The following is a 13950-nucleotide window of genomic DNA, read 5'->3' on the forward strand; positions in this document are numbered from 1 at the left end:
TGGCGTTTTTCTGACCTCCGGTGCTCACGTACCATAATGTACGCTGCGCTCCGGTGCTCGGGAAACCACCATTTTCGCCTCGCCCTGACCTGAATCTCAAGGGGCCCTAGCACAGGGAGGCAGGAAATCCTACTTTTTTGAGCGCCCTGCGGCGATTCACGACCGGGAGCGTGGCTCTGTGGTGAACGCCAACAGGACCGCAACACCCATCATGGCCCCCGCCAGCGAAGTAACCCACCAGCCACCATAGTAATAGGTGGCGGCGGCAAGCGCCGACCCGGCCGAACCAAGCAGGAAAACGATGGTCATATAGATCGCATTGAGGCGGCCGCGCGCCTGGTCATTGAGCGAGAAGATAATGCGCTGGCTAAGTATCTGGTTGGTTTGAACGGCGCTATCGATGAAGATCGCCGCAAGGACGAGCGCGGTGATGGAGATGGCAGTTCCGGCCCAACCGGCAATCAGAAACCAGATCGTAAGCGTGATCATGGCGGTGGCAGTGCCCTGTCTTGTATAGCCACGGTCTGCGAGCCGGCCAGCGACGGGAGCCGCGAGCGCACCGGCAGCACCGGCCAGGGCAAACAGAGCGATCTGGCGTTGGCTGTAGCCAAAAATGTCGGTCAAAAGCAGCGGTATGCCGGTCCAGAACAGATTGAAACTGGCGAAGATGATGCCCTGATAGAAAGCGCGGCGCTGCAGAGCCGGTGTGGTGACAAGCAGATGCCACATCGATTTGAGGATGGCCCCATAGCGCATGGTGCCATGCGGCTGGCGTTGTGGCAGCGCGGCACGCAAGAGTACAAGTACAGCGAGCATTGCCGCTGCCGAAATCCAGAAGATCGCCCGCCATCCGAACTCGGAAGCGACCAGGTTGGCCAGCGGTCGCGCCAACATGATGCCGGTCAATAGCCCCGCCATGACATTGCCGATCGTGCGGCCGCGTGAGGCGGCGGGAACCAGATGGGAAGCGAAAGGCACGAGTACCTGAGCACCACAGGCGAAGAAACCAATGATGAAGGAGGACAGGAGAAAGGTCATTGCCGAGCCGGACAGGGCTGCTCCGGCGAGACCAAGTGCGGTGCCAGCGAGCGTCAGAAGAACCAGGCGACGATTTTCGACCAGATCGGCCAATGAAACCAGGAACAGCAGTCCCGCGCCATAGCCGAGTTGCGTCACGGTAACGATAAAACCGGCCATGCCGCCATGCATATCGAGATCGGTGCTGATGAGACCGATAAGCGCTTGCGCATAGTAAATATTACCGACCATCGCCCCGCAGGCGAACGCGAACAAAAAGGTCAATGCCGGGGAAAGCCCCGGCATTTCGGCTGCGATCTCTGCAGCTTCCGGTTGTGGTAGTACGGTATCTCGGGAATAGGCCATCAGGTTCTCGCTGCCGGCGGTCCTCCCACCCCCGGCTTTTCGCTATTTCAGATGAGGTTGGATAAGGGAAAGATCGGCGGCCGAAAGCCGGTCAGACGCGGTCCGGGCCTGATGCCAGTAGGGATAAATCAGCGGCAACTGGCTGACGTTATCGAGGCTGGCGCGTTCTTCGTCGCTCAGAATCACATCGGCAGCCTTGAGATTATCGGCAAGCTGGGCGTCCGTACGAACGCCAACGATGATGGACGTCACGCCCTTGCGCCCGAGCAACCAGGAAAGCGCAATTTGCGCCGCAGAAATATTGCGCGCTTCGGCAATGCCGACCAAAACTTCAATGATGTCGTAAAGCCGCTCCTGATCCCGGATCGGCGGCTCGCCCCAATTGGCAAGCTGGCGCGTACCTTCCGGCGTTGCCTTGTTGCGGCGGTATTTACCGGACAGGAGTCCCCCAGCCAGGGGGCTCCACACCAAGACGCCAAGGCCTTGGTCGAGGGTCGCAGGGATCAGCTCATATTCGGCTTCCCGCGCCTCGAGGCTGTAATGGATCTGCTGGCTGACAGGCGCGATAAACTTTTCCAGTGCCGCAACGCCCATGGCCTTCATCAGGTGCCATCCCGAGAAATTTGAAACGCCGACGTAACGCACCTTCCCGGAGCGCACGAGCGTATCGAGCGCTTCCAGCGTTTCGTCGAGCGGTGTCAGTCCGTCCCACTGATGCAACTGGTAGAGGTCGATGTGATCGGTGCCAAGGCGTTTCAGGCTGGCCTCTGCAGCACGGATCAAATGGTAGCGCGACAGGCCGGCGTCGTTGATTTCCTCGCCCATGCGGAACCTGGCCTTGGTGGCGACGAGGACGCTGTCGCGCTTGCCTTTGAGGGCCTGTCCGACGATCTCCTCGGAAGCACCGGTCGAATAGATGTCCGCGGTGTCGATAAGATTGATCCCGGCATCGAGAGCCATGCCGATCTGGCGCTTTGCGCCTTCCAGGTCAGTGTCACCGGTCTTGGCGAAATTGCCTTTGCCGCCAAAGGTCATCGTGCCGAGGCTGAGCGCGGATACTTTGAGGCCGGAGCGGCCGAGTTGACGATACTCCATGGTGAAGACTCCTGGTGACTATAATGATGACAGAGGTGCAAAGCCCGGCGAGCGAGCGCAACGGTGCAACTCTATACAAGCCATACGGCCAGATGTCGCCCCCGAAGCTTAGACACAGATTAGTGATCGGGTAGAATGTTATCCATAAACCCCGAGGGTCGTGCGGGTGAACTGCCATTCGACTTCCGGGCGCTGGGCGGCATTGATCGAAAGCGTGATCTGGCGGGTTTTGACCGGCCCCCGGAACCCGGCGAAGAACAGCGAGTCCTCGACAAAGGGCTGGACCGTCGCCGAAAACATCCAGATGTCATCATTTTCCGCTTGCAGGATGATCAGGCCATGTTCGTCGACCGTGATGTTGACTGACGGGTGTAGGTGGAAACGGATGACAACGTCCTCTGCACCCGTGTCGCGGAGTGGATTACGCCCGGAAGCAAAGAAACTGTCTATGCCCTCGATGACGCTGCCATTGTGCGAAAGGACAATCTGGCGTTCGTGATAGATGCCAAAGGGCCGGACATAACCATTGTGATTGGCGACGAATCCGACTGCGCCTTCGCGTTCGATCCGCTCAATATTGACCTTCGTCGGACCAGCGATAATCGGAGTACCGATCATCGTCGACAGTCCCGACGTGGAACTGAACCGGCAGGAGGACGTGTCGTTGATTGTGGCTGTGGAATGGGCGGCGGTAGAACGCGCCAGGGGGCGAAATTCCGGCGGGCCATAGCGATCGACGCCGGCGTTGACGATATAACGATTGCGCCCGGAGGACATCTCAAAAGAAAGGCAGCCGGCATGGGCATCGCGAGAGGCCGTCACAGGCGGCGCGAGACCCGTATCGGCGATGATCGTTGTGGAATCCATGGATAGCCGTTCATAGCCCGAATGCGGCGCATGGGTCAGCGGCAGGCCGCCGATATCGTCATGGCGCAGCACTGCGATTACCCGTTCCGGCATGGTCGCGCCGACACCGTTGAACAAGGCAAGACTGCCGTCGTGGTGACGAAAGAATCGCAGCGCGGGCAGCATGCGTTCGATGGCTTCGATCAATGCCTTGGGCGGCGCTTCCTGGCCGCTCGCATAGGTCTGGCGCAAGGGTAGAAGATCGGCGAGCAGTTCAAGGATCGTCAGCGGGTTGCGAGAGATGTGGCCGCCATCCGGCAGGATCTGCCGTACGAGTTCGAATTCGAGGTTGCGCCGGGCCGACCGGCTGGTACTGGACGTTACGGGCAAGGCCAATACAGCGAGCGCGAGGGCGATGCGCGCGCGCAGCTTTTCCTCGCCATCATCCATGACGGCGGCCATGGTTCGCAAATAGCGCACCTGCATGGCGAGCGAGCGCATGAACTGGCGGTACGAGCGAAGATCCGTGCCGGCGAGGATGAGGCTCGAATGCTGCAGCCAGGCGATAATCCGCTGGGCAGTGACTTCGGGCAGCCAGGCGGGTCCTGAAATCGACCGGCCGTGAGTAGTGATCCAGTCGCCGAGCAGCGCCCGCGCGTTGGCGGTGGCAAGATCTGTGCCGGCGGCGCGCAGATGGCGTAGCCAGCCAAAATTATGCAGGGCCGCCTGCCACGCGGCATTGGGCGGTTCGATCAGGAATGGTGAGCGCCCGCCCGTCTCGACGACCCTGCCGGCAAGGGCGAAACGGCCATGGTAGAACTCTTCCGCCAGTTGCGGATCTGCAGGACGAAGATCTTGCGGGGCAATGAGAACGCGTTCGGGCGTAAAACCGGTGAACCGCCAGCGATAGAGCGGCCCCATTCGCACGCGCCTGCGGAAACGGCGCCAAAGTTGCGCTGTTGCCAGTCCCCACAGTTGCGGTGTTTCGCTCAGCGCGACCATATTATTATTGCTTCGAATCGCCTCGACAAACGCCGACTATGGAGCAGAAACCGTTAAAACTTTAGTATTTCCGTTTGAAGCGTGCTGCGAAGAAGCCATCCATGCCGGAAAGCGCGGGATTTTCGTGGGCAAGGTCGGCCGGTGTGGAGCGAACGAAGCCTTCCGCGGTGATGAGTTCAGCGAGGCCACAGACCTCATCCTTGGTCACCGGCAGGAGCTCTATGCCCGGGTTCCTTGCAAGCAAATCATTGGCAACTTTCTCGCCTTCGAGTGGATCGAGCGAGCAGTTGGAAAAGACCACAATACCACCGGGGCGAACGATAGTAACGGCATGATCAAGGAGTTTGGCCTGGAGTTGTGCCAGCTTCGCTACGTCTTCGGGCGTCTTGGTCCAGGGCACGTCCGGGTGCCGCCGCACAGTGCCCGTTGAAGAACACGGCGCGTCGAGCAGGATCGCATCGAATAGCTCTGCTGGCTGGTAAGCGGAAAGATTGGCTTCAACCGTCTCGGCGGAAAGCTTGAGACGTTCGAGATTGGAGCGCAGGCGCTTCAGCCGGTTGGCCGAAAGGTCGAGTGCCGTGACATTGGCGCCCGCCAGTGCAAGCTGAGCAGTCTTGCCGCCCGGCGCAGCGCAAAGATCGGCGACGCGCTTGCCCTCGATGTCTCCGAAGAGCTTCGCTGGCAGGCTTGCAGCGGTGTCCTGCACCCACCATTCGCCTTCCGCGAACCCCGGAAGAGACGTCAGCGCGCCTTCGACCGTGGCAAGACGTACCGAACCCGTTGGCAATGCGATGCCGCCAAGCTTTTCCGCCCACATCTGCGGATCGCCTTTCACGGTCAGGTCGATTGGTGGTTCCTTGCTCTGGATGTCGAGAATGGCTTTGGTCTTGTCCTTGCCATAAGCAGCAATAAGGCAGTTCTCGAACCAGGCTGGAACATTGCTGGCGTGCGAATGGACCTCGCTCTTGAACGTTTCCTTTTCGCGTGACAGCCGGCGAAGGACAGCATTTACCATCGAGGCGAAGCGGCGATTGCGCGGATCATTATTGGCGGCGGTGACCGCAAGGTCGACCGCGGCACGGTCGGGCAGGTCAAGATAAAGGATCTGCGCGGCGGCTACTGCCAGAAGATGGCGCAGCGCAACGGCATTTTCCGGCAATGGCCGGTCGATCAACTGGCCGATGGCGGCTTCGATGCTGCCGCGATTGCGCAGTGCGGCGCCGAGAATGGCGCGGACCAGTGAGCGATCGCGGTCGTCGAGTGCCATATATTGCGGATGGCCGTTGCTGTTGTCGGTCAGGCCGTCGAGCGAGGTGTGCTTCTCGATGACGGCGCCAAGCAGGCGCGTCGCCACTTGACGCGCTGCGAGACCGGGACGGTCTTCCGCATCGATGTAATCCGCCGGTTTCTTGCCTAAAGGTCGTTTGGCTGGTCGTCTGGTGCCGGGTTCCGCGCTCATGCCCAAGGGCCTTTACGGCCGCCGCCATCGCGGCCCCACGGGGACGGTCGGTCATCCAACTGTTCGTCATCGATTGGTGCCTGCGATGCGCGGTTGGGGCGGGAGGCGGCGGGTGCTTGGCTAAACTCGCTTGCCATCGCCTCGAGCGCGGCGATGCGGTTTTCCGTGCTCGGATGGGTGGAGAACAGATTGTCGGCGCCTTGGCCGCTCAACGGATTGATTATGAAAAGCGGAGCGGAGGCGGGGTTGCGTTCGGCATCCTCGTTGACGATCTGCTTTGCGCCGCGGGCGATCTTGTCGAGAGCCGATGCCAGCCACAGCGGATTGCCGCAGATCTGTGCACCGCGCCGGTCGGCGGCATACTCACGGGTGCGGCTGATTGCCATCTGCACGATCATGGCGGCAAATGGCGCGACAATCATGGCGATCAGAACGCCGATGAAGCCGAGCGGATTATGGTTTTCACGGCTGCCGCCGCCAAAAAACATCGCGAAATTGCCAAGCATGGAAATGGCGCCGGCAAGGGTGGCAGTGACAGTCATGGTCAGTGTATCGCGATGTTCGACATGGGCAAGTTCATGCGCCATGACGGCTGCGACTTCCTGGGGTGAAAGGCGCTGCAGCAGGCCCGTACTGGCGGCGACGGCGGCATTTTGCGGATTGCGCCCCGTCGCGAAGGCATTGGGCTGATCGTTCTGGATGAGATAGACCTTCGGCATGGGAAGATTTGCATTTGCGGCCAGATCGCGAACGATGGAGTAATATTCCGGTGCGTTCGCCTCATCGACCTCGACCGCGTGGTGCATGTTCAGCACCATCTTGTCGGAATTCCAGTAGCTGAACAGATTCATGCCCGCGGCTATGACAAGGGCGATCATCATGCCGCCGGTTCCGCCGATGAGAAAACCGACGCCCATGAACAGGGCAGTCATAAAGGCAAGCAGCATTCCGGTGCGCATCACATTCATGGCATCAGTCCTCCCGCATTGGAAAAATCTATCAAGTTCATTCCTTTTATTGGTCGTCTTCCGCTATATGATGGTGTTTTATACAGCAAGCTTCAATGACGAGTATCAGCGTTATGAACGACGACCATACGACAATGACGCCGCACGCGGATAATGACGACAGCCGGCCACGTCCGACATTCGAGCAGCTGCCGCCAGCCGCGCAGCGGGCATTGAAAGAGGCGGAAGCACGCCGCAAGGCCGAGAAGGAAAAGGCCGATCAGCCGCGCGAAATCGGCGGGCGCGGCGGCAAGGATCCTGCGCGCTTCGGTGATTGGGAGATCAAGGGGCGGACGATCGATTTCTAGAGCAATTCCGCTTTTCTTCGAATCACGGAGTTGCTCCAGCTCTTTGGTTACGCAATTCCGGACGGAAAACCGGTTCCCACTTTTCCTGGAATTGCTCTAGCGGATAATCTCGATTCCAAGTTTTTCGCGCCGTAGCCAGCGGCTGATCAGCAGAAGAGCGGCCGTTGCGAGACCGCACAGCAACCCAAGCCAGATGCCTGCTCCTTCCAAGCCGAGCCAGAAGCCGAGGCCGACAGACAGTGGCAGACCGACACCCCAATAGGCGATAGCTGCATAGATCATCGGTATGGTGGTATCGTGCAAGCCGCGCAGCATGCCGCTCGCGACGGCCTGACCACCATCGAATATCTGGAACAAGGCGGCGAAGGCCAGAAATGTAACAGCGAGCGAAATCACCTTGGCGTTGGCAGGGTCGTTGACGTCGATGAAAGCACTTATGAGAGCGTGGGGTGCCAATAGCATCAGCATTGCGGTGAGGACCATGAAGCCGGTGCCAGCCGTGAACGCGACCCAGCCGGCGCGCTTGATGCCTTCAGGATCCTGCGCGCCGTAGGCCCGCCCAACGCGCACCGTTGCCGCCTGACCAAAACCCATCGGCACCATGAAGGCGATCGAGGCGATCTGGATGGCGATGGCATGCGCGGCGAGCGAATCAGCCCCTATCAGTCCCATCAGGAAGGCAGCAGCATTGAAGATCGTTACTTCGAAGCTGAGGATCGCAGCAATTGGCAGGCCAAGGCGCAATAGTTCGCGATAGCGTGGCCAGTCCGCACGCCAGAAACGTCCGAACAGGCGGTAGCGCCGGAACTGCTTGTCGAAAGAAATGACGATGACGAAGCCGGCAAACATCAAGGCTGAAGATAGCGACGTTGCGATGCCAGACCCAACAATGCCGAGCCTCGGAAAGCCAAAATGACCGAAGATCAACAACCAGTTCGCCAACGCATTGAAGGCGACGGCAAAAAGAGCGATGACAAGCGCCCAGCCGGGGCGTTCCAGAGCAGCGATGAAAGAACGCACCACGATATAGCAATAGAAGGGCAGCACCGCCCATTGCAGCGCACGCACATAATTGCCAGCCTCGGCAGCGAGCGCGGGATCCTGCCCCATGGCGATGAGGATCGTTTTGGTGTTCCACAATATAAGCCAAATCGGAATCGAAATGGTGACTGCGATCCACAGCCCCTGACGTACCGTGCGGCGTATTTCGCGGACGGTGAATTTGTTGCGTCCGAGTTCGCGCGCCATCATCGGCGAGGTTGCCGTCATCAAGCCGAGGCCGAAAATCATCGGAACATAATAGAGATTGGTGCCCAGCGCACCGGCCGCCAGCGTACTTGCTCCGACCCAGCCCATCATCATGACATCGGTCGCTGTCATCGCCGTCTGCGCAAGATTGGTGAGAATCATCGGCCAGCTCAGCGAGAGCATCGCAACGATTTCATCACGCCATGCACGCTTTGACGCGTTTTGGACTATAGCAGCCGACATTGTTCAAAACTTTCAGAGGGATCTTGCCTTGGGATTAGGCAGAATGCACCGTTTTCAGGCAAATCTTGGTATCATCAATTTGGCGAAGAGCAAAGAGCTGCCCTATGCAATCTGGCGTTGGTGTCACATGTTTTGACCGTCATATACCATTCGGAATTCAATTGACGAAATGTGATTTATAAAATACGTTTTTATGATAAAACTCACTCAAACAGCTACTTACCGAAGATGGGAACGAAATCTGAAGGACCAAAGAGCGAGAGCCGCTATCGCGGCCCGTCTTTTTCGTCTGGAGAATGGTTTGCCCGGCGATGTAGTGTCAGTAGGGGATGGTTTAGCGAGCTGCGTATTCATTACGGACCCGGGTATCGCATCTATTTCAAGCAGCGCGGGCAAGAGATTGTGATTTTGCTCTGTGGTGGAAACAAGAACACGCAGAATCGGGATATTCGCCACGCCAAGCAACTGGCTAAGGATTGGATGGAACACGATGACTGAGAAATTATATGACTACGATCCTGCCGACGCGCTGAAATCCGACGAGGCGATAGAAATATTTCTCTCCGATGCCTTCGAAACCGGGGATGCAGCATATATTGCGAGGGCATTGGGTGTAGTGGCAAGAGCGAAGGGTATGACCAAGATCGCTCGAAAAACGGGTCTGGCTCGAGAGCAGCTCTATCGTTCGCTAAGCGAAAACGGGAATCCCACTCTCGAAACGACAATGGCCGTCATGAAGGCGATCGGATTTCAGATTACCGGCAAGCGCGCGGCATAAACGGAAAGGGCCACCCCGAAGGGTGGCCCCGCAATTCCGTCTGGCACAAAGCTGTCGTTTGGCCTTCTTCCCTGGACTAAGCCAGGGCGCTTATTCAACGGAGAGACGATCCCCGATGGAAAGCATCAGACGCCTTGTGGCAGTTTTCGAAATCACGAGACATCGGATCACCTCCTTTACATTCGTTGAACACAAAACAAGAATGGGGTGTCTTTGCCCGCGTTTCAAGTGAAAAATTTGTCGAGACTTTCTGATGGCTTGCAAATAGCGGTTTGCGGCCATAAGCCAAGAAAATGTTTTTTCGCGAAGCACCCGCTGCCCAATCAGCGGCAGCGCGGTGTTTTTAGGGGTGCAGGATGGCAGCTGAAGATAGAGCGGCGCGGATTATCCGCACGGTAATCGATGTACTAGAGCCGCAATTTGCCGTCGAATTATGGGATGGCACCAGAATTGGCGAAGCCGATGGCCCAATTCTTGCGATCAACGATCCCATGGTTGTGCGCCAGCTTGCCCTGAAGCCGAACATTGGCTCGATCGTCGAATTATGGGTTTCCGGACAAATCGATGTGAAGAATGGTACGCTGTTCGACCTCGTCGAGCGTGGCCCCAAGGGCAAATTCAAGCAGAAGCTAAAGAGCCTGCCGAAATGGCAATTGCTGAAAGATGTTCCTTCGCTGCTGCTTGGCCGCGGCAAGGCCAGCAATTCCGGGTTGGGCGGCAAGGACCCCTACGTCAGCGGCTCCAACAAGGAAGCCATCACCCATCACTACGATGTGTCGAACGCTTTCTATCAGCTCTTTCTCGACGATCGCATGGTCTACACCTGCGCCTATTTCACTGATTGGGCCAATACGATCGATCAGGCGCAGGCGGATAAACTGGAGCTAATCTGCCGCAAGCTGCGGTTGCAACCCGGCGACCGGCTTTTGGACATCGGCTGCGGCTGGGGCGCGATGTTGATCTATGCGGCGAAGCATTATGGCGTGACCGGGACGGGTGTTTCACTGTCCGAGGCGCAGACTGCACTGGCGCGAGAGCGGATCAAGGCTGAGGGCCTCGAAGACAAGATAACCATCCACGTCAAATCCTACGAACACCTCGAGGGTCAGTTCGACAAGATCTCGTCAATCGGCATGTTCGAAGCGGTAGGCATAGCGCACTACGATACCTATTATTCCAGCGTGCGCCGCCTGCTGCGGCCGGGCGGGCTTTATCTGCATCATGCGATCACGCGGCGCATGAAACGCAACAAGAAGACCTTCGGGCGAAAAAGCGCCGAGCACCTGGCGTTGGTGAAGTATATTTTCCCCGGTGGTGAGCTTGATCACCTCGGCATGACGGTGGAAAATCTCGAGGGCCACGGCTTCGAAGTGCATGATGTCGAGAATCTTCGCGAGCATTACGGCAAGACCTGCCGGATGTGGGCGGACCGGCTGCACGCCCGATTTGACGAAGCGATCGCCGAAGTCGGCGCGCCCAAGGCACGGCTTTGGCTACTCTATCTGACCGGTTGCGCGCTGGCGTTCGAGCGCGGCACCGTGCAGATCAACCAGACGCTGGCATCCAAGCGCAAACGGGGTTTATCTGCCGTGCCGCAGACGCGGGCTGATTTGTACAGGTAAATTCTAGTCAGCTTGCATTATCTTGTGTGCGTGGTTCGACGGGGCTTACCATGAGGGAGATTGGTTGATTGCAAGGATAATCACCAACGTTGCAGAACTTGACTCCCTGCAACCCACCCATCTCCCTCATGGTGAGCCCCGTCGAACCACGCACAGTGGACGTGCCGCCCTCAACCCTTCTTATTTTGCCTGTTGGCGATCAGATCGTCGACGACAGCTGGATCGGCAAGCGTCGATGTATCGCCGAGCGCGCCGAAGTCGTCCTCGGCAATCTTGCGCAGGATGCGGCGCATGATCTTGCCCGAGCGGGTCTTGGGCAGACCCGGCGCGAACTGTATCTTGTCGGGCGAAGCAATCGGTCCGATTTCCTTGCGCACATGTGCAACGAGATCCTTGCGCAGCGCATCAGTGCCCTCAAGGCCGGCCATCAGCGTGACATAGCAATAAATGCCTTGGCCCTTCAGGTCGTGCGGGTAACCAACGACGGCGGCTTCCGAGACCGTATCGTGCGAGACAAGCGCGGATTCCACTTCTGCCGTGCCCATGCGATGACCCGAAACATTGAGCACGTCATCGACGCGTCCGGTGATCCAGTAATAGCCGTCCTTGTCACGGCGGCAGCCATCGCCGGTAAAGTACTTGCCTTTGTAGGTGGAAAAATAGGTCTCGATGAAACGCTTGTGATCGCCATAGACCGTACGCATCTGGCCGGGCCATGAATCGGTGATGCACAGATTGCCGTCAGCGGCTCCTTCAAGCACATTGCCTTCATTGTCGACCAGCTGTGGCTGCACCCCGAAGAAAGGCCGCGTTGCCGAACCCGGCTTCAGCGCGGTTGCGCCGGGTAGCGGCGTAATCAGTATGCCGCCGGTTTCGGTCTGCCACCATGTATCGACGATGGGCGAGCGTTTTTCGCCGACGACCTGATAATACCATTCCCAGGCTTCCGGATTGATCGGCTCGCCGACCGAGCCAAGGATGCGCAGCGACTTGCGCGAGGTCTTCGCGACAGGGTCATTACCGGCGCTCATCAGCGCGCGAATGGCGGTAGGGGCGGTGTAGAAGATGTTGACTTTGTGCTTGTCGATGACTTCCCAGAAGCGCGAAACCGACGGGTAGTTGGGAACGCCCTCGAACATCAGCGTGGTCGCGCCATTGGCGAGCGGCCCATAAACAATATAGGAGTGGCCAGTGACCCAGCCGACATCGGCGGTGCACCAATAGATATCGCCATCATGGTAATCGAAGACGTATTGATGCGTCATCGCCGCATAGACCAGATAACCGCCGGTGGTGTGGAGAACACCCTTTGGTTTCCCCGTCGAGCCTGATGTGTAGAGGATGAACAGCGGATCTTCCGCCTTCATCCTCTCCGGCTTGCATTCCGGCTTAACGCTCTGCGTTTCCTCGTGGTACCAGAGATCCCGGCCCGGCGCCCAGCCTGTCTTAGCACCGGTGCGGCGTACAACCAGCACGTTCTTTACCCTGACGTGATGCCTGGCGGCGATATCAATCGCCTTGTCGGTATTATCCTTGAGCGGGATAGGCTTGCCGCCCCGCATACCTTCATCCGCGGTGATAACGAAGGTGGATTCGCAGTCGACGATGCGGCCCGCAAGCGCGTCGGGAGAGAAGCCGCCGAAAACCACGGAATGAACGGCGCCGATGCGTGTGCACGCCAGCATCGCGTAGGAGGCTTCCGGGATCATCGGCATATAGATGGTGACGCGGTCGCCTTTCTTGACCCCGTGCTTCTTCAACACGTTGGCGAGACGGCATACCTGCTCATAGAGCTCGTTATAGGTGATCTTCTTGTCGAGATAGGGATTGTCGCCTTCCCAGATGATAGCAACCTGATCGCCGCGCTTTTTCAGATGGCGATCGATGCAGTTGTAGGAGACGTTGGTGACGCCATCCTCGAACCATTTGATCGCGACCTTTCCCTGGAACGACGTGTTTTTCACCTTGGTAAAAGGTTTGAACCAATCAATGCGCTTTCCGTGCTTGGCCCAGAACTTCTCCGGATCCTTGATGCTCTGCTTGTACCAGTTCTGATAGGTATCATCGTCGATGAGCGCGCTTTTCTTCGCGCTTGCCAGCACGGGATAAACCTTCTCGGACATCAATTTCCTCCAGAACCTGAGATGACGGGCCTCCACCCGCGGCCCCTTGATCGAGGGGCGAAGTGCTTTCCATAGCATCATGCAAATCATGGCGTAAATATCTCAAATGGCTGATCGTGGAGGTGTTGCGCCGTCACCTACAACCGGGCGTTGTAATATACCGTTACATTTTGTCATGGAACGCGGTCCATTTTGAACACATTTCGGCTTGATCGGTCGCTGCCTTGACTTGGGAGGACAAATGAGGCGCGCCGCACAATCATAAAAGCCTGCGCCACACCAAGGATCCAAGAATGATAATTCAACCCTTGCGCAGTGTTGTGTTCCGCGCGAAATTCACGATGCTTTTTCTGACCGTGCTCGTACTGGCAATCCCCGCGGATGCCGGAACGTTTCCTGAGCCGTCGAATCCCCAGGAGCGGATTGGCGCTCATCTGTTCGGTGATGAGCACGCGCATCTGTTGAAAGATTCCGTCTTCGACAAGATTAGCCCTCTGGTGCTCGCCGCCATGCCTCGCGGCAAGGCCTATATCGATTACAAGGCCCCGTCGAAGTGTGTCCCGGAACGTTTAAGGAATGTGCTCAACCGCGTATCGGCCAAATATGGTCCGATTACTGTCAACTCCACCGTTCGTTCGCGATCACGCAATCGTAGTGTTGGCGGACGTGATCAGTCCTATCACCTTAACTGTCAGGCGGTGGACTTCCGCGTGCATGGCGGCGCGTCCGGATTGGTCAATTTTCTTTCTTCCACGAAAGACGTGGGTGGGTTGAAGCGCTACCCGGCGGGTTACTATCACATCGACACCGGGCCGCGCCGTAGCTGGTAGGCCAAT

General features: G+C 58.0%; 12 protein-coding genes. 5 read left to right on the forward strand and 7 right to left on the reverse strand.

Annotated elements, in window-relative coordinates; translation table 11 throughout:
• Positions 1-156: 156 nt before the first annotated feature.
• The 5 genes from FHS21_RS10215 to htpX form a co-directional block, all read right to left on the reverse strand.
• The gene (locus tag FHS21_RS10215; RefSeq protein ID WP_112551627.1) at positions 157-1383 is read right to left on the reverse strand and encodes an MFS transporter; all 1227 of its coding nucleotides are present in this window, start codon (positions 1381-1383) and stop codon (positions 157-159) included.
• Between the two features lie 42 nt (positions 1384-1425).
• A complete protein-coding gene (locus FHS21_RS10220) occupies positions 1426-2478 on the reverse strand; it encodes an aldo/keto reductase (protein WP_183661838.1) in 1053 nt (350 codons plus the stop codon).
• Positions 2479-2616: 138 nt separating this feature from the next.
• Positions 2617-4326, reverse strand: coding sequence for a heparinase II/III family protein (locus FHS21_RS10225; protein WP_183661840.1), 1710 nt, complete (start codon positions 4324-4326; stop codon positions 2617-2619).
• A 61-nt stretch (positions 4327-4387) separates the two neighbouring features.
• Positions 4388-5785: an RsmB/NOP family class I SAM-dependent RNA methyltransferase gene (locus tag FHS21_RS10230; protein WP_112532160.1), complete on the reverse strand. Its 1398-nt coding sequence runs from the start codon at positions 5783-5785 to the stop codon at positions 4388-4390.
• On the reverse strand, positions 5782-6753 hold the full coding sequence (gene htpX, locus FHS21_RS10235) for a zinc metalloprotease HtpX (protein ID WP_112532161.1): 972 nt from the start codon (positions 6751-6753) through the stop codon (positions 5782-5784). The genes FHS21_RS10230 and htpX overlap by 4 nt, the downstream gene beginning before the upstream one ends.
• Positions 6754-6887: 134 nt before the next feature.
• Between htpX and FHS21_RS10240 the strand changes: the two genes are divergently transcribed.
• Positions 6888-7100 carry a DUF1674 domain-containing protein gene (locus FHS21_RS10240; RefSeq protein ID WP_112532219.1) on the forward strand — a complete coding sequence of 71 codons (213 nt, stop codon included), beginning with the start codon at positions 6888-6890 and terminating at the stop codon, positions 7098-7100.
• A gap of 96 nt (positions 7101-7196) precedes the next feature.
• On the opposite strand, the gene FHS21_RS10245 is transcribed toward FHS21_RS10240, so the two are convergent.
• Entirely contained in the window at positions 7197-8591 is a 1395-nt protein-coding gene (locus FHS21_RS10245) for an MATE family efflux transporter (RefSeq protein WP_246410966.1), read from the reverse strand.
• A 228-nt stretch (positions 8592-8819) separates the two neighbouring features.
• On the opposite strand from FHS21_RS10245, the gene FHS21_RS10250 reads away from it, so the two are divergent.
• From FHS21_RS10250 to FHS21_RS10260, 3 genes are all read left to right on the forward strand, one after another.
• On the forward strand, positions 8820-9089 hold the full coding sequence (locus FHS21_RS10250) for a type II toxin-antitoxin system RelE/ParE family toxin (RefSeq protein ID WP_376772091.1): 270 nt from the start codon (positions 8820-8822) through the stop codon (positions 9087-9089).
• The gene (locus tag FHS21_RS10255) at positions 9082-9369 is read left to right on the forward strand and encodes an addiction module antidote protein (protein ID WP_112532162.1); all 288 of its coding nucleotides are present in this window, start codon (positions 9082-9084) and stop codon (positions 9367-9369) included. Before FHS21_RS10250 ends, FHS21_RS10255 begins: the two co-directional genes overlap by 8 nt.
• Positions 9370-9725: 356 nt before the next feature.
• Positions 9726-10991, forward strand: coding sequence for an SAM-dependent methyltransferase (locus tag FHS21_RS10260; RefSeq protein ID WP_112532163.1), 1266 nt, complete (start codon positions 9726-9728; stop codon positions 10989-10991).
• 170 nt (positions 10992-11161) lie between these two features.
• On the opposite strand, the gene acs is transcribed toward FHS21_RS10260, so the two are convergent.
• On the reverse strand, positions 11162-13114 hold the full coding sequence (gene acs / locus FHS21_RS10265; protein WP_183661842.1) for an acetate--CoA ligase: 1953 nt from the start codon (positions 13112-13114) through the stop codon (positions 11162-11164).
• Positions 13115-13407: 293 nt separating this feature from the next.
• Here acs and FHS21_RS10270 point away from each other — a divergent pair, with 293 nt between their 5' ends.
• Positions 13408-13944, forward strand: coding sequence for a YcbK family protein (locus tag FHS21_RS10270; protein WP_112532165.1), 537 nt, complete (start codon positions 13408-13410; stop codon positions 13942-13944).
• Positions 13945-13950 lie beyond the last annotated feature (6 nt).

It is taken from the genome of Phyllobacterium trifolii (assembly GCF_014192095.1).
Lineage (GTDB): Bacteria > Pseudomonadota > Alphaproteobacteria > Rhizobiales > Rhizobiaceae > Phyllobacterium > Phyllobacterium trifolii.